Raw genomic sequence first — 17,090 nt, 5'->3', positions numbered from 1 at the left:
TCGGATTTATGTTCCATATTGCGTCTTTTGTCGCAGAGTAGAACATAAAACAAGCTTGCATAAACTCTCTAAATCATTAATTTGTTTTCAAATTGGTAGTTGTTTAGATAAATTTGCTGTTTTGCTCCAGGCAGAGCCTGAGTTGTTTGGATATCTCACACAATTCAAGAAAAAATATGTTCACCAAATGGTGCTAGAGTGCCGTTTGGAACATAAAACGGAAATTGTAATTTTTTGGAATGTTGCCAGAAGAGATGACAAAGGACCTCCTTGCCGCAAAAGCCCTGATTTTCCCATCAGGGCTTTTCATATCCAAAATTTGTGGTAAAATAAAACCGGAATGTTTTCTGTAGATAAAGATTCCGCAGCAATAAGGGGGCGCATTATGAATAGGGAGAGATGCAGAAAAGGATTTACGCTGGTGGAAGTGATCGTGGTGCTGGTAATTTTAGCCGTGCTGGCCGCGGTCCTGGTTCCAACCTATATTGGCTATATTAAAAAGACGGAAAAGACCAGATGCGCGATTCAGCGGGGTGACCTGGAGCAGAAATTTATCGCCATGTACAACTACGACCCGAAAATCAGGAGCTGTACGACCACAGCAGCAGTCGTGCATATTACTGGGACTAATGTAGCAAAGTATATGCTGGATAATGGTTATTATGAAGGAGAAATCAAGTGCCCAGTGTATGATCAGGATTATGAGTTTCGATTGGTGCCGTCCGGCGCGGGGTATCGGGGCGAGTTTACCTGCAAGTGCGTGGAGGATGAGTTTAGCAAGTTCGAGGCCATTGTGAAGCAGGAAATGGCGGCTTTAGGGAATAAGACCTGGGCAGATGGCACATTGATCGATAACGTATATAACAAATATGGGAGTCTGCCGAAGGTCAGTGATGCGGATTTGCAAAAGGCGGGGCTTTCAGGTACGATGTATTGGCGGCCTTATATGCTGGGTAATGGTACTGTTATCTATTTTGCAAGCTCAATAGCGTATGAGAGTAACCATCATGGGCAGTGGCAAGCGAATATCGTAAAAATAGACGGGGTTATCTATTCGGCGGAAAGTGGAAAAAGGATCAGTATCTCAAAGGCAAACGACTATAAAAACGGCCAAAAGGACGGGGTCAAAGGATTCATCAACGAATTTTTAAAAGACAATGAATTTAAGGAAAGAAAATAAGATATAGAACTTTTAAACGGCAGCAGGCCAAAAGCAACCGGCCCGGCTGCCGTTTTCCTTTCTTTAAAAAAACTTTAACCAAAAAACCCAAAAAACCTGTTGACAATGGAGGCGGAAAGTATTAAATTATAGTTAGCACTCGTAAAGAGTGAGTGCTAACAAATTGGAAGTAATAAAATAACTATAAAAGTGAAGGAGATGAAACTATGAGTTTTGGAATTAAGCCTTTGGGCGCACGAGTGGTTATTAAAAGATTAGAAGCAGAAGAAAAGACAGCCAGTGGCATTGTACTGCCTGGTCAGGCAAAGGAAAAGCCTCAGATGGCAGAGATCGTTGCAGTTGGACCTGGAACAGAAGACGAAAAGATGGAGCTGAAAGCAGGAGACACTGTAATCTTCTCCCAGTACGCGGGAACAGAAATCAAATATCAGGGTGATGAATACACGATCTTAAACCAGAGAGACATTTTAGCAACCGTGGAATAATAAGAAAGGTAGGGAATGACAAATGGCAAAAGAATTACACTATGGTGAGGACGCCAGAAGAAAATTACAGGCAGGTGTTGATAAGCTTGCTGATACAGTAAAAATTACGTTAGGACCAAAGGGAAGAAACGTTCTTCTCGACAAGAAATTCGGATCACCGCTGATCACCAACGACGGCGTGACCATCGCAAAAGAAATCGAGCTGGAAGATTCCGTTGAAAACATGGGAGCTCAGCTGGTTAAAGAAGTTGCGACCAAGACCAATGATGTAGCTGGTGACGGTACAACAACTGCGACACTGCTGGCACAGATCATCATCAAAGAAGGATTTAAAAACGTAGCTGCAGGAGCAAACCCAATGGTACTGAAAAAAGGTATCCAGGGAGCGGTAGACGTAGCAGTTGACGAAATCAAAAAGATTTCCAAAGAAGTTGACAGCAAAGAAAGCATCGCTCAGGTTGCGTCCATTTCCGCAGCTGATGAACAGATCGGTTCTCTGATCGCAGAGGCTATGGAAAAAGTAGGAAAAGACGGTGTTATCACTGTTGAAGAAGCGAAATCCATGGGAACAACTCTGGACGTAGTGGAAGGTATGCAGTTCGACAGAGGATACCTGTCCGCATATATGGTAACAGACACAGAAAAGATGGAAGCTGTTTTAGAGAACCCTTACATCTTACTGACAGATAAGAAAATCTCCAACATTCAGGACCTGCTGCCTATTCTGGAACAGGTTGTACAGCAGGGAAGAAAACTACTGATCGTCTGCGAAGACATGGAAGGCGAAGCTCTGGCTACAATCGTAGTTAACAAGCTGAAAGGAACGTTCGACTGCGTAGCAGTTAAGGCTCCGGGATTCGGCGATAGAAGAAAAGCTATGATGGAAGATATCGCTATCCTGACCGGTGGTACAGTAATCTCCGAAGAACTGGGATATGACCTGAAAGAAGCTACTATCGACATGCTGGGTACAGCTGCGACCGTTAAGGTTGACAAAGAAAACACAGTGATCGTTGACGGAGCAGGCGACGCAAAAGAAATCGAAGCAAGAGTTCATCAGCTGAAAGCGCAGATCGAAGAAAGCACTTCTGATTTCGATAAGGAAAAGACTCAGGAAAGACTGGCTAAGCTGTCCGGCGGCGTAGCAGTAATCAAAGTCGGCGCAGCTACGGAAACAGAACTGAAAGAAAGAAAACTGAGAATCGAAGACGCTCTTAACGCTACAAAAGCAGCAGTTGAAGAGGGTATCGTATCCGGCGGCGGCGTAGCGCTGGCCAATGCGATTCCGGCAGTAGCAAAATATGTGAAAGACCTGGCCGGCGACGAAAAGACAGGCGCTGCAATTATCAAGAGAGCGCTGGAAGAACCGGTTAGACAGATTGCAGAAAACGCAGGCTTTGAAGGCAGCGTAGTTGTGGCTAAAGTCCTCACAAGCGACGCAGGCGTAGGTTTCAATGCAGCTAACGAAGAATATATGAACATGATCGACGCAGGTATCGTAGACCCTGCTAAGGTTACAAGATCCGCTCTGCAGAACGCGGCTTCCGCTTCCGCAATGCTCCTGACAACAGAAGCAGGCGTAACGGATGCTCCGGCAGAAGAAGGCGCGGCAATGCCTCCGATGGGCGGCGGAATGCCGGGTGGAATGCCGGGAATGATGTAATCTGACATTTCCAAAAAAATAGTTTCGGGCAGTCTGCTAAGCAGACTGCTCTTCCTTTTTAGGAATATGAAAGAAGACAGTGCCGGCCGGAATATGAGCTGCATAGAATAAAGCTGTTAGAATTTGAAAAACTGTGGTATAAATATAAAATAAGGTTATTATCAAAATAAGGAGGATACGACATGTTATCGAAAAAAGTAGTAGAATTATTAAACGATCAAGTAAACAAAGAGTTTTATTCCGCTTATCTGTATCTGGATATGGCGAATTACTATAAAGATGAAAATCTGGACGGATTTTATAACTGGTACAAGGTGCAGGCTCAGGAAGAGCGGGATCACGCAATGCTGTTTATGGAATATTTGCAGCAGAACAGCGAATCCGTAACGCTGGAGGCTATCGCAAAGCCGGATAAGGAATTTAAAGAGTTTATCGATCCTTTGAAGACAGGCGCGGAGCACGAACGCTATGTGACAGGCCTGATCCACAATATCTATGACGCGGCTTATCAGGATAAAGATTTTCGTACCATGCAGTTCCTCGATTGGTTCGTAAAAGAGCAGGCTGAGGAAGAGGATACTGCTGACAGCCTGGTCCGCAAATTTGAACTCTTCGGCACCGATGCCAAAGGACTGTATATGCTGGACAGCGAGCTGGCGGCAAGAACTTACAATGCGCCTTCGCTGACCCTGTAAAAGAACGTTTAAAGAACAAAAAAGCTGTGCCCGGGACTTTAGAAAGTTTCGGGCAACAGCTTTTTTTGGAGTGCGGATGTTTTTACAAAGGATATTCTTAACAAGGATTATTTCAATGAAGTCAGAGAAAAGAGGGAAATTTTATTTGTAAAAGAGGGTAATTTATTATAAAATATGTTAATATAGTTTTGAGTAAGAAAAAGGGGAAATAAATGGTTAAGAACAGGAAAAAACCTACGCTCAGGCTTGCTGTTGCCATATTGATGCTGCTGGTGTTTTCCGGATTCTATTTTCTGCTGGCGCCCTATGTTCATGAAGAGGTAGGGGAAGGGGACGCGCAGGTAAGCGCAACGATTCCACCGACTGAAGCTACCACTCAGACACAGCCGCCGGCAGTGGACAAGTCTTCGGAATATCTGGTTCTTGTCAATAAGACTCATGGGCTTGGAAAGGATTATGAACCGGGGGATTTAAAAAAAGTTAAATACGCTGTTGCGTCGCGGGAATCGCAGTATCAAAAGCTGCGAAAAACGGCGGCATCGGCTTTTAACAGCCTGGCAAAGGCTGCGAAAAAACAGGGTCATACGATTAAATTGACCAGTGGTTTTCGCCCGTACTCTTATCAGAAATCGCTCTATGAGACGTATGTAAACAAGGATGGGAAATACACAGCGGAGCAATACAGCGCCAAACCGGGATACAGTGAACATCAGAGCGGTCTTTGCGCAGATGTTTCATCGCCTTCGGTGGACTACAATCTGGAGCAGGCCTACGGCTCGACCAAGGAGGGAAAATGGCTGGCGAAGAACGCGCACAAATATGGCTTTATTATTCGCTATCCAAAGGATAAGGAAGATATTACAGGCTATGAATATGAGCCGTGGCATATCCGCTATGTGGGCGAGGACGCGGCAAAAGAGATCTATGAACAGAAAGTTACTCTCGAAGAATATTTGGGAGAAGTATAAAAACGTTTTAAAGGAGGGTAAAGATGGCAGTATATTTCAATGAACCATCAAGGACATTCAGCGAGTATTTACTGGTACCGGGCTATTCCTCAAAGGAATGCAGGGTTGACAATGTGAGCCTTGCCACCCCGGTCGTTAAATTTAAAAAAGGTGAGGAAGCTTCCATAAAGATGAAAATTCCTCTTGTTTCCGCGATCATGCAGGCGGTATCCGATGACAAGCTGGCCGTTGCGCTGGCAAAGGAGGGGGGCATTTCCTTCATCTTTGCTTCCCAGACGATTGAGAATCAGGCGGCGATGATCCGCAGGGTGAAGAGTCATAAAGCTGGTTTTGTGACCAGCGATGCCAACATCCGTCCCGACCAGACTCTGGGTGAACTGCTGGAACTGAAAAAGCGGACAGGCCATTCCACAACAGCCGTTACAGAGGACGGAACCGCGGAAGGCAAACTGGTGGGAATTATCACCAGCAGAGACTATCGAATCAGCAGAATGTCTCTGGAAACAAAGGTTAAGGAATTTATGACACCTTTTGAAAAGCTTATTTATGTAAAAGAAGGGGCTACTCTTTCCGAAGCCAACGATGTTCTGTGGGACAATAAGCTGAACACCGTGCCGGTTATTGATGATAACCAGAGGCTGACCCACTTTGTGTTCAGAAAGGATTACGATACACATAAAGCTTATCCAAATGAACTGCTGGATGAGCACAAGCGCTACATGGTCGGCGCAGGCGTTAACACCAGGGACTATGCGGAACGTATTCCGGCCCTTGTTGATGCAGGCGCGGACGTGCTCTGTATCGACTCTTCCGAAGGGTTTTCCGAATGGCAGAAGGATACCCTCGACTTTGTTCGTGCGAAATACGGCGATTCGGTTAAGATCGGCGCAGGAAACGTTGTCGATAAAGACGGTTTCAACTATTTGGCAGAAGCCGGCGCTGATTTTATTAAGATCGGTATTGGCGGCGGTTCCATCTGCATCACCAGAGAGCAGAAGGGCATCGGCCGCGGTCAGGCCAGCGCTGTAATTGAAGTGGCCCAGGCCAGAAACGAGTATTACGAAAAGACGGGCGTTTACATTCCGATCTGTTCCGACGGCGGAATCGTTTACGATTATCATATGACGCTGGCTCTCGCTATGGGCGCTGACTTCATCATGCTGGGCAGATACTTCTCCAGATTCGATGAGTCTCCGACCAACAAGCTGAACATCAACGGAAACTACGTGAAGGAATACTGGGGCGAGGGTTCCAACCGTGCCCGCAACTGGCAGCGTTACGACATGGGTGGCGACAGCAAGCTTTCCTTTGAAGAGGGCGTGGATTCCTACGTTCCATACGCAGGCGCGCTCAGCGACAATGTTCGCTACTCCCTGCAGAAGGTGAAATCTACTATGTGCAACTGCGGGACGCTTTCCATTCCGGAGCTGCAGAAAAACGCAAAGATGACCATCGTTTCGGCAACCAGCCTGGTAGAGGGCGGCGCCCACGATGTTATTTTGAAAGACACCTCCAACAGCAGCAACCTGAGATAGCAGAGCTTTATCGGCCCGGTGGCTGCGGCAAATGGATACAAAAAGTTTGAGGTCAATTTTTAGCTGTCAAAACAATCGAGATACAGGAAACTTGTTGAATTTACTTTAAGGAGAAATTTCCATGGAACATGAAAAAATAATTGTTATGGATTTCGGCGGGCAGTACAATCAGCTGATTGCCCGGCGCGTGCGTGAGTGCAATGTGTACTGCGAAATCTATTCCTATAAAAGAGATATTGAAGAAATCAAAGCGATGAATCCAAAGGGCATTATCCTGACCGGCGGGCCCAACAGTGCCTATGAGCCGGATTCTCCGACTTATACCAGGGAGCTGTTCGAATTGGGAATTCCAATTTTGGGAATCTGTTATGGTTCGCAGCTGATGATGCACCTTCTGGGCGGACATGTGTGCAAGGCTCCGGTCCGTGAATACGGCAAGATTGAGGTGACAGTGGATCGGACTTCGAAAATGTTTACGGACGTGTCAGGAAAGACGGTTTGCTGGATGAGCCACAATGACTATATTGAGCAGGCAGCTCCGGGATTTACGGTGACTGCCCATACTTCCGACTGTCCGGTTGCAGCGGCCGAAATGCCGGAAAAGGGACTGTACTCCCTCCAATTCCACCCGGAAGTGCTCCATACGGTGGAAGGAACCAAGATGCTGTCCAATTTTGTGTACAACGTCTGCGGCTGCAAAGGCGACTGGAGAATGGATTCCTTTGTTGAGACTTCCATTGAAGCGATTCGCGAGAAGGTGGGTAACGGCAAGGTTCTGTGCGCGCTGTCCGGCGGCGTGGACTCTTCGGTGGCGGCAGTTATGCTGTCCAAAGCCATCGGCTCACAATTGACCTGTGTCTTTGTGGATCATGGTCTTCTGCGTAAAAACGAGGGCGATGAGGTTGAGGAAGTTTTCGGCCCGTCAGGCCCGTATGATTTGAACTTTATCCGGGTCAACGCACAGGATCGTTTTTATTCCAAGCTGGCCGGGGTCACTGAGCCGGAACGCAAGCGAAAGATTATCGGCGAGGAGTTTATCCGCGTCTTTGAAGAGGAAGCGAAAAAGATCGGCAAGGTGGATTTCCTGGTACAGGGAACCATTTATCCGGACGTGGTGGAAAGCGGCGTTGGCGGCGAGTCAGCGGTCATTAAGTCCCATCACAATGTAGGCGGACTTCCTGATTATGTGGATTTCAAAGAGATTATCGAGCCGCTGCGGGACCTGTTTAAGGATGAGGTCCGCAAGGCAGGTCTGGAGCTGGGAATTCCGGAGCACCTGGTGTTCCGTCAGCCATTCCCTGGTCCTGGATTGGGAATTCGGATTATTGGCGAGGTTACGGCGGAAAAGGTCAAGATTGTGCAGGATGCCGATGCGATTTATCGTGAAGAGATCGCGGCAGCGGGAATTGCGCGTGATATCGGCCAGTATTTTGCGGCGCTGACCAATATGAGGTCGGTAGGCGTTATGGGCGATGAACGGACTTATGATTATGCCATTGCGCTGCGTGCGGTGAATACCATTGACTTTATGACGGCGGAAGCGGCGCAGATCCCTTGGGAGGTGCTGCAGAAGGTGACCAGCAGGATTGTTAATGAGGTCAGTCATGTGAACCGGGTAATGTATGATATTACGAGCAAGCCGCCGGGGACGATTGAGTTTGAATAGAAAAATGAATCCCACGAATCTAGCAATTATGCGGGTTTGTGGGATTTTTTTATGTGCTTTGAGTACAATTTTTCATTTCCTCTCTCTTTACTCTTTTCAGGATTCATATAATCTGGCATCTGTTTTTAGCCCTGTTAATAACCGTATCCCTCTCAGAGGCGTGTATTTCCAGACTACGTTTTAACATTTCTTCAAAGGGCAATCTGTCAAACTGAAGCTAGTTTTCCTGGCTTTCTTTTAACGCTTTGCATCTGTACAACTCCAAATCCGGCGCTTTAATATCCTTATAAGCAGTAGGGGATAATAGTTCATAATAGTCATTCCGATTTTCATACCAAGCAACTAAATCACCGGTCATTGGTTGATGAGTGATTTGAGTAATAAAATCATTCAAACGTTTTTGCTGTTCGTATTCGATGTTGGCGCTAACCCTAGAAATGATGAAAAAATAGAATGTGGTTTAATTTCAACAGCCTTAAGGATCACCCCCCCTTAGGAGATTTGTCGCAAGTCATTTCAATAATACTGGTACTCAAAAGAAGCATGAGCACACCCATTACATCTCCCACAGTATCAAAGTGCATTTTGGGAATATATACGCGGTTAATACAATCACATTGACTTTTAAATCCTATGCAATTTGTTAGCTGTGGGTCCTGTGGAATCATTTTGTTCGTTTCATATTTACGAATCAAAACAGGATAAATACCGGATGGTTCCGCAAGTTTATTTTGTGTTATATACTGTTTCTTACGAAAATATTTGATTCTATCACCTATCGTCATCATACGTACGCCTTAATATGTGTCTAGATAGCTACATTGTGATATGCGCACTTATTTCCGACAAGGCAAATCAAAATGGCAGACAGGTTAGATGAGGACTGGCTGTGCAATTCCGAGGACCTTTTTAATGAGGGGAAGAAAGAGAAAGAAAAACATTTAGCGAGGATTCTTTGGATATAAAAGTTTGACTGAGATACATTTACGACAGTATAAAATAAAGAACTTATTGGGCACAACCATTAACGGATACAAATACGCTGCCAAATATTTTCTCGATTATGTGCGATATGCTTTAATGTGTGATAATGTCAAACAGGATTTAATCTTGTACTGGAAGAATGGCTTCATGTAAGAAAATTACATAATAGCTTGACATTAATAAAGGTATATAAAATTTTGATTTTTTATGTGTATTCTTGTATAATCTTTATAGAATAAACGAGAAGGCTCTACGGCTATGGCTTTTAACTTTGATAGAATAAAATTTGAAGATAAATGGCTTGATAGAACTGCTTGAACATAGAATAATCAATTGTGTGATGATAACATCACATTTAAGTACAATGGAAGAAGGTAATATTATGATTACGAAAGTGAAACTCTTAAGATTTAAAAAATTTAAAAATAATGAAGTCCTGCTAAAACCATTTACAGTAATGATGGGAGAAAATAGTTGTGGTAAAACGACAGTTATACAAGCAATAAATTTATCATTAAACACTTTTGCTAAAAGTGGTTTAATCACGCTTAAAGGTGGTAAAGCGACTCCAAAGGTAAAAGGTATTGGAGCAACAACACTACCCGGAATAAATATTGCAGATTTTAGAGAATTATATTATGGAAAAATATCTCGGCAAAGTAGAAAAAGCAATAGGACATTTGGTGCAATAATTGAATTAACAGATGACAAAAAAAATATTTATAAGTTACAGGTATCTTCATTGTTTGGAGGATTTAACCTAAAATGTTTATCAACAGCTAACGACTTGGAAAATGCCCCAACAATATATGATTTTACACCTCTTTTAATTTCAGGATTTGTTGGTCTACAGGAAACGGAGCAAAGGTCTTTTCCGGTAAATATAAGGCAACATTTATCATCAGGGAATGTCAGCGCAGTTATTAGAAATCTTGTACTGGACTTGAAAAAGAATAACATTGAAAACTATAATAAATTAAGGGATAGATTAGTTGATGATTTTAGCTTTTATCTAGATGATGTTGAATTCAATGAACAAAAAGACATGTTTGTTAAAGCTGCCTATAGTGAAAAGTTTGAAGATGAAAAAATTACGTTTGATTTTAACTCATCAGGAAGTGGATTTATGCAGGTACTACAGATTTTAGCACCTATTTATACTGTATGCCCTGATGATTGTAAAGTGGTTCTACTAGATGAGCCGGATGCGCATTTACATCCTAATATGCAAATAGCATTGGCTAAATCATTACAAAAAATTCAAAAAGAGCTGGGTATACAAATAATTATATCAACCCATTCCGCGGCAATAATTAAATCTGTAAGACCGTCTAGTGTTGTCCCAATATCGACCAATAATTTGATTTGTAAGCCATTATCAGTTGAGGAAGAGGTTGAAGAGAGTATTGCACAACTAGATAATTATGAGTTGGCAAAATCTGTTATTAGTGGGAAGATGGTGTTTATAGAAGATGCTAATATTGAAGTATGGGAAACTATAGATAAAATTTTGGGTACAAAAGTATTTTATGGAGCTAATACAGTATCAATACATAAAGGGAGAAGCAAAGATGATAAAATGCCCTTTCAAATTAAACCGTTGCTGAAGGATTTTTTGAATAAGGATATTGAGATTATCTTTATTCGTGATAGTGATGGCTTATCTGATGAATGGAGACAAAAACTAATTGAATATGGAGAGAAAAAAGAAGTTAAGTTATACTTATTAGAAAAGTATGAGGTGGAAAATTATATTTTAAATGGAGAATTGATACATAGAGCATTATGTAAAAAGTTTCCAGGATATAATATACCAACCGTAGAACAAATTGAAAATAAGATATACGAGTTCTTGAAAAATACAATAATAATGTCAAGGTATAAATATGATGATAACTTGGAAGATAGTATTTTCAAAGCAAGTTTAATTTTAAATTTGCATCAATATAGAAATAATAACGAGGTAAAGAGCGAAGCAGAGCGAATTAGAAGGAGTTATGAGGAAATTATTGATGGCGAAGCTTATAAAAAGGTCGGAATGGGAAAGGAAACGTTAAAGCAAATTTTTTATTGGTTAAACAATGAAATAAAGCTAAATCTTAATAAAGAAGATATATTAGAAGCAATGGAAGAAAGAGATGTTTCTGTCGAAATGGAAAACATATTAAAAACGTTGCGATCTAATATATTAGATGAAGAAAATTTAGGTGAATTGGAAGAATGTGAAGATGAAATTCAAATTGTAGATGAAGAAGATTCTGTAGATGAGATATTGCAATTAACATTACCGTTAGAAAGAGAATAGTTGCGACTGTTACTAATGGATGTTTGAGTGTAAAAAGGTCTATTGTTTGTATGTCATCGACAGTTTGTAGTGGTAAACTAAAAGTAGACACCTACCCACTTTTTGTAGACACCGTAATTAATAAGGGTTACACTAAAGTGAAACCTGGAACACTTCTACAAAAGTATCCATAGGAGGTGTCAAATGAAATACCCAAAAGAACAACGATTAGACATAGGCAGACGGATTTACACCCGTGAAATCAGTAAAGCGGACGCGATGGACCAATATAAAATCAGCAAGTCCTGCGCGGAGGGGTACGTCACGGACTACAAACGAGCGCATGGCATTCCAGTAAAGTAGCACCAATCCATCTCAGCGGTTGCCATTGAATCCGGATCCGATGGAGATATGGAATCGTATCAATCGATCTCAAAAGAAGAATTAATCCAAGCGTTAATTCGATCAAAGGCGAATGAATTGTGCGCAAAAAAAGGGTACGAAGTGAAAGGGGGTGGGCAAAACAAGGAGTTCATTTCTTTAAACAGCAAGAATTCGAAATAGTTTTTGAACTTTCCGCGAAGTTTCCCATAAAGGTGCTTTGCGACCTTTTAGGCATCAACCGAAGCAGTTTTTATAAATGGAAACGCCGTCTTGAGCATCCTTCGGAGCGTTTGAAAACCTTTGCGAACAATTTGATGCTGTTCAAGGAATACCACGAAAAATATCCTTCCCATGGGTATCGATGGCTTAACGCGAAAATACGCCTTGACACGGGCCTGGTCTTGTCGAACCCTTACGCGCATAAATGCTGTAAAACGGCGGGAATTGTCAGCAAGTCAAAGCACTATCGATATAAAAAACCGGGAGACCCTTTTAAAGTTTATCCGAACCTTCTGATGCAAGGACTCCAGGTCAACGGACCCCTTCAATGCGTCGTAAGTGACATGACGGCCATTTCCTTCAAAGGGGTCTACTATGAACTGACCGTTTTCATGGACCTGTGGAACCATGAGATTCTGGCCCCTCGTCTATCGCGAAAGCGAGGAGACCGGATGACCTATATCAGTGGCCTCCATGATTTGATCGACATCAAAAGCCAATACCCAAAGCTCGACATGGTGCTCCATACGGACCAGGGTTGCGTATACGCGTCAAAAGCCTTCAACGAGTTGCTCCCTCTACATAACATCCTGCATTCCATGTCACGCGCCGGTACGCCAACGGACAACGCGGCAATGGAAGCCATGAATGGGTGGATCAAGGCCGAGCTCTTTACGGACCTTCATATTACGAGTAACGAGTACATCCGAGAAGAAGTGGCGGATTACATCGTGTTCTACAATGAACAGCGTCCTGCTCACTCTCTGAGCTACCTGACTCCAAAACAGTATCGGCAATACTTCGCGGATCCATCAATGACTACTTATTAAGATAACTGTCTACTTTTTGTTGACTAGTGCACTACTGCTGAATTTGATGATTATATGAAATTGTTGGCTATTAAAAGAAAACCGAATCGGAAATAATAATTCCTAGTTGTCCAGGTATTACGCTATAGGCACTCCAGAAATCTTATATTTCAAGAGATTCCAGACGGAATAGGAGTATACGGCGGTATTTTATATCTACCGCCCCGAAAATGGACTTGTATTGCGTAACACTTAGGTTGTTAATCTGCGAGGATTTGTTATAATAAAGGTGTACAACGGAAAATCAGTAAGCGAGAATAAATGATATAATTGAAGTGAAAACGGGCGTATATTTGTATGAAATTAAATAAATATAGTTAATGTAATTGAAAAGCATGCGGAGTTTAAATAGTACAAGGATACATTATTTATATGGTAGGGGGGTTATCGGATTATTGGCTGTATTTTAAATGTTAGATTGTGATAGAAATATGTTGCAAAATAAAGTATTGGGGTTAAAAAGAGCCTCCAAATTATTATTCTAAGCAGAGGAGGAAATGTAGATGAAATATACTTGTTTTGTAATTTCTCCTATTGGGGAAGAAGGGTCAGATATAAGACAACACGCAGATGATCTGTTTGAAATGGTAATAGGAACGGCATTGCAAAAGTATGATCTTGATATCATTCGTGCAGATAGACTTAGTACAATTGCATCAATCACTTCTGAAATTATTAAACTGATACAAGAAGCAGATTTATGTATTGTTGACATTACTGGACAAAATGCAAATGTGATGTATGAATGTGGAAGAAGGCATGAAACAGGTAAACCCACTATTCTTATGGCTAAAAATGGAGAAAAATTACCTTTTGATATAAATATTATGAGGACAATATTTTTCGAACTTGATACACCTAGAAATGTTCACAAAGCAATGTCTACATTGCAGGAGTTTGTTGATAGGATATATAAGGAGGGATTCTCTAGTAATGCATCTGGTGAAAGTTTATCGACAGTAATAGAGGTATTAAATAGGATTGAGCGAAAGGTTAATTTAATAACAAGCAAATCGTCTGAGGTAACACTTGATACTTTAAGGGAGAATGATTTTGGGGAATTAGATCCAAGGGAGGTATTGGTTATTGCTTTGAAACAAAGAAATCTTCCTTTGGCGGAATCTTTAATGTCTAAATTAGAGGTTATGATGGATTTAGATATATATTATAAAACTGTTTTGCCGAGTATTGCAGCTCTTGGTTCTATCAAAGCCGTAGAAATATTGGAAAAAAACATAATTCCTGTAGTATCAACATATGCAGAAGAGGAACAAGAAAAGATTATTGGAAGTGTTATAACTGCATATATAAAACATGATTTAGAGAGTAAAGGATTGGAAGTTTTAAATGACTATTTTGAGAATATGTTAAACAATAGAAGTGTTTTGGGAGAATTCAGAGCATTTTTGCTAAATCAGAAGCAACGGTTATTGTTTGGTTTAGGCGAAGAAAAATATTCAGAGATTATGGAAATTTTGGATGAGGTAACCAAAATTTCATCAAATCCATCATATTTTTATAATTATGCATTAGTTGCATTTGATATGAAAAAGTATGATTTGGCTGAACAAAATATTGTGGCATGTTTAAGACTGTATCAAAATGAGCAATATGATGACGATCATGTTCAATTAGCACTTAGAATATTTAAACAGAATGGGCGAGAAAGTGAATATAATAAATGGCGAGAATGGCTTAAAACTAACGCCCCCTTAAAGCTGCAGTTATTCGATTTAATGGAGTAGTATGGCAATATTTTGGCAACGGAAAATCAGTAAGCCAGAATAAATGATATAATTGAAGTAAAAAATGGCATGTATTTATATGAAACATAAGCAAATAAAGTTAAGATTGACAAAGGACACGCCGAGTTTGAGTGATGAATTATCGAAATTTTAACGATTGAAAAACGTTTTAAATGCATGGCATATAATACCGATAAGAAAAGAGCCACCGGTAAACGGTTGCTCCAAATTGGAAAAGTAAAAGCACTCGTCCGATTTTGAAAGCGTGGGACGGGTGTTTTACTTTATGTAAAAACTAACGCTTAATTTTAGTCTTAGATGGCACAAAGTAACTATTGGAGATATAGATTTGGGTGTTTCGAGAGAACGGTTTACATCCATCACTCGACTATAATTACATTAGCCTCCGTCAATTTTTTCCGTGTATTGGCAAATCGCCCTCGGTCTTTTATCCCGACACATTTTATAGGCATAACAACCGAGAACCCATATACAAAATCGGAAATATACGGCTCTTTTTTCCGTCTGCCAACATTTTTGACGTATATGACAGGGCTTTCCTGTTTCTGAAAAACCGCAATTTTCTCGTTGATTTTTTCTATAAGGTCATGGGAATAGTAATTATTTTTGCTCTTTTCTCCTATGTAGTCTGCCTGCATATCGATTACAATTAAAGCCGTTTTTTTCCTTCATAACATTCTCCTTCACTACGCTTTATTATACGAAAGTGTGATTTTAATAGCAAGAAAAAGGCACGATAGTGTGTTGCTAACCTCCTCCCATAATTTTTGCACTTCCCAAAAAAGCCATATATGATACAATATAGCTAAAATCTAACTTTAATACGAGAATTATTGAAAATGCAAATATTACTAACAAGCAGAAGCCGCAAAACAGCAGCCGGTTTGCGGAAAACCTGTGGCAATGTAGGAGGAGAAAAACATGCGGGGTTTTGATTATAAGGAAGTTAGTAAGCTTTTGAACTGCGTGAGGGATGGCATATTTATCACGGATGGTGAAGGCAATATTGTGTTGGTAAACAAGGCGTCAGCTGAGTTGAGCGAGTATAGCGAAGAACAGCTGATCGGGCGAAATGTCAGGGATTTAATAAACGAAGGCTACTTTGACGAGAATGAAGTGGTTTCCTTAAAATGCATAAAAAGCGGCAAAAAAGAGAGCTTGATACAAAAGGGGAAAAACAACGAACACGAGATAACGGTAACGGGCGTTCCCTTTTTGGAGAACGGGAAGGTTGAGCTGGTGGTCGTAACCGAACGGGATGTAGCCGATATTAATCAGCTTGAAAAAGAATTGCGGGAAAACAGAAAATTACTGGAAACCTATAGAACCCAGCTGGGACAATATAAGAAGCAGGACCGGAAACTGAAGAATATAATTTATGACAGCAAAGCGATGGAAGAGACAATTGCGATGTGTGATAAAGTGGCCTCAAAAGATATAACCGTACTGATACAGGGAGAATCGGGGACGGGAAAAGAGGTAATCGCTAACTATATTTGCGATTCCAGCAAAAGAAGGGACAAGCCCTTTATAAAGGTAAACTGTGACGCGATTCCTGAAAACTTATTTGAATCTGAGCTTTTCGGATATGAAAAAGGGGCCTTTACCGGTGCCTCAGAAAAGGGGAAGGCGGGCCTATTTGAGCTGGCGGACGGAGGCACCCTGTTTCTGGATGAAATCGGAATTATGCCGCTGTCTCTGCAGGGAAAAATTCTCAGGGTACTGCAGAACAAAGAGATCATTCGTGTAGGAGGCAATGAATACATTCCCATCGATGTGAGAATCATTGCTGCGACGAATACGGAGCTGAGAAACGCAGTTAAAGCCGGAGAATTCAGGCTTGATTTGTATTATAGGCTAAACGTAGTGCCGATTGTAATTCCGCCTTTAAGAGAGCGAAAAGAAGACATTATCCCTTTAGCAAAACATTTCCTCGAAATATATAATAAAGAATTTGACGCTGATTTAAAAATCGACAAAAGCGGCTGGGCCTCCCTGCATAAATATCCGTGGCCGGGAAATGTCCGCGAGCTGCAAAACATAATTAAACGGCTTGTTATTATTTCAGATGACAGTGAAGTGACGGGGGCTCAAATCATAGAGCAGCTGGATAACTTTGACCTTAATGTGGCAGACAGCATGCCGCTTTATAATGATCTCCGCACCTGCGTCGAAGAATACGAAAAAAATATGATAATGTCGCAGATGAAAATCTATAAAGGAAGCAGGGAATTGGCTGAGGCTTTAGGAATCGACAAATCAACTTTAAATAGAAAAATAAAGAAATATGGAATAAAAAGTGTTTTTTTAGATTGATGTTTTACCGGGGCATTTTGTCCTTGACGGCGCATTTATGCGCCGCTTTTTTTGTGCTTACCATTTGGAGATCCGA

The 17,090-nt window shown here is 41.5% G+C and carries 13 protein-coding genes; 12 read left to right on the top strand and 1 reads right to left on the bottom strand.

Translation table 11 applies throughout. The features are described from left to right. The first annotated feature begins 385 nt into the window (after window positions 1-385). The 11 genes from NE619_RS05185 to NE619_RS05135 all read left to right on the top strand — a co-directional run bounded on the left by NE619_RS05185 (window position 386) and on the right by NE619_RS05135 (window position 14,677). Window positions 386-1,180, top strand: a complete 795-nt coding sequence (locus tag NE619_RS05185; RefSeq protein ID WP_256131313.1) for a prepilin-type N-terminal cleavage/methylation domain-containing protein — start codon at window positions 386-388, stop codon at window positions 1,178-1,180. A 206-nt stretch (window positions 1,181-1,386) separates the two neighbouring features. After that, window positions 1,387-1,665 (top strand): co-chaperone GroES, encoded by a 279-nt coding sequence (locus NE619_RS05180; protein ID WP_256131312.1) that lies wholly within the window; start codon window positions 1,387-1,389, stop codon window positions 1,663-1,665. A gap of 22 nt (window positions 1,666-1,687) precedes the next feature. Next, window positions 1,688-3,328 carry a chaperonin GroEL gene (groL, locus tag NE619_RS05175; RefSeq protein ID WP_256131311.1) on the top strand — a complete coding sequence of 547 codons (1,641 nt, stop codon included), beginning with the start codon at window positions 1,688-1,690 and terminating at the stop codon, window positions 3,326-3,328. 182 nt (window positions 3,329-3,510) lie between these two features. Further along, complete coding sequence (locus tag NE619_RS05170; RefSeq protein ID WP_256131310.1) at window positions 3,511-4,023, top strand: ferritin; 513 nt, start codon at window positions 3,511-3,513, stop codon at window positions 4,021-4,023. A gap of 212 nt (window positions 4,024-4,235) precedes the next feature. Further along, window positions 4,236-4,991, top strand: a complete 756-nt coding sequence (locus tag NE619_RS05165) for a M15 family metallopeptidase (protein WP_256131309.1) — start codon at window positions 4,236-4,238, stop codon at window positions 4,989-4,991. A 23-nt stretch (window positions 4,992-5,014) separates the two neighbouring features. Then, entirely contained in the window at window positions 5,015-6,526 is a 1,512-nt protein-coding gene (locus NE619_RS05160) for an IMP dehydrogenase (protein ID WP_256131308.1), read from the top strand. Window positions 6,527-6,647: 121 nt separating this feature from the next. After that, entirely contained in the window at window positions 6,648-8,192 is a 1,545-nt protein-coding gene (gene guaA, locus NE619_RS05155; protein WP_256131307.1) for a glutamine-hydrolyzing GMP synthase, read from the top strand. Window positions 8,193-9,558: 1,366 nt separating this feature from the next. After that, the gene (locus NE619_RS05150) at window positions 9,559-11,481 is read left to right on the top strand and encodes an AAA family ATPase (RefSeq protein ID WP_256131306.1); all 1,923 of its coding nucleotides are present in this window, start codon (window positions 9,559-9,561) and stop codon (window positions 11,479-11,481) included. Between the two features lie 183 nt (window positions 11,482-11,664). Next, on the top strand, window positions 11,665-11,823 hold the full coding sequence (locus NE619_RS05145) for a hypothetical protein (protein ID WP_256131305.1): 159 nt from the start codon (window positions 11,665-11,667) through the stop codon (window positions 11,821-11,823). 119 nt (window positions 11,824-11,942) lie between these two features. Continuing rightward, window positions 11,943-12,893, top strand: coding sequence for an IS3 family transposase (locus NE619_RS05140; protein WP_256131304.1), 951 nt, complete (start codon window positions 11,943-11,945; stop codon window positions 12,891-12,893). Window positions 12,894-13,435: 542 nt separating this feature from the next. Continuing rightward, the gene (locus NE619_RS05135) at window positions 13,436-14,677 is read left to right on the top strand and encodes a hypothetical protein (protein WP_256131303.1); all 1,242 of its coding nucleotides are present in this window, start codon (window positions 13,436-13,438) and stop codon (window positions 14,675-14,677) included. Between the two features lie 380 nt (window positions 14,678-15,057). Here NE619_RS05135 and NE619_RS19285 read toward each other — a convergent pair whose 3' ends face one another. After that, complete coding sequence (locus tag NE619_RS19285) at window positions 15,058-15,348, bottom strand: hypothetical protein (RefSeq protein WP_420314506.1); 291 nt, start codon at window positions 15,346-15,348, stop codon at window positions 15,058-15,060. A gap of 271 nt (window positions 15,349-15,619) precedes the next feature. Here NE619_RS19285 and NE619_RS05130 point away from each other — a divergent pair, with 271 nt between their 5' ends. After that, on the top strand, window positions 15,620-17,014 hold the full coding sequence (locus tag NE619_RS05130) for a sigma-54 interaction domain-containing protein (RefSeq protein WP_256131302.1): 1,395 nt from the start codon (window positions 15,620-15,622) through the stop codon (window positions 17,012-17,014). Window positions 17,015-17,090: the final 76 nt, after the last annotated feature.

Origin of the sequence: Anaerovorax odorimutans, from assembly GCF_024459955.1 — a bacterium.
Classification (GTDB): domain Bacteria; phylum Bacillota; class Clostridia; order Peptostreptococcales; family Anaerovoracaceae; genus Hominibacterium; species Hominibacterium odorimutans_A.
Note: the sequence above shows the minus strand (reverse complement) of the source record. Positions and strands in the feature narration are given on the sequence as shown.

Coding starts and splice junctions, on each gene's coding strand:
- NE619_RS05150 (WP_256131306.1), top strand. CDS start 9,559: ATGATTACGAAAGTGAAACTCTTAAGATTTAAAAAATTTAAAAATAAT.
- guaA (WP_256131307.1), top strand. CDS start 6,648: ATGGAACATGAAAAAATAATTGTTATGGATTTCGGCGGGCAGTACAAT.
- NE619_RS05160 (WP_256131308.1), top strand. CDS start 5,015: ATGGCAGTATATTTCAATGAACCATCAAGGACATTCAGCGAGTATTTA.
- NE619_RS05165 (WP_256131309.1), top strand. CDS start 4,236: ATGGTTAAGAACAGGAAAAAACCTACGCTCAGGCTTGCTGTTGCCATA.
- NE619_RS05145 (WP_256131305.1), top strand. CDS start 11,665: ATGAAATACCCAAAAGAACAACGATTAGACATAGGCAGACGGATTTAC.
- NE619_RS05180 (WP_256131312.1), top strand. CDS start 1,387: ATGAGTTTTGGAATTAAGCCTTTGGGCGCACGAGTGGTTATTAAAAGA.
- groL (WP_256131311.1), top strand. CDS start 1,688: ATGGCAAAAGAATTACACTATGGTGAGGACGCCAGAAGAAAATTACAG.
- NE619_RS05185 (WP_256131313.1), top strand. CDS start 386: ATGAATAGGGAGAGATGCAGAAAAGGATTTACGCTGGTGGAAGTGATC.
- NE619_RS05135 (WP_256131303.1), top strand. CDS start 13,436: ATGAAATATACTTGTTTTGTAATTTCTCCTATTGGGGAAGAAGGGTCA.
- NE619_RS05130 (WP_256131302.1), top strand. CDS start 15,620: ATGCGGGGTTTTGATTATAAGGAAGTTAGTAAGCTTTTGAACTGCGTG.
- NE619_RS05170 (WP_256131310.1), top strand. CDS start 3,511: ATGTTATCGAAAAAAGTAGTAGAATTATTAAACGATCAAGTAAACAAA.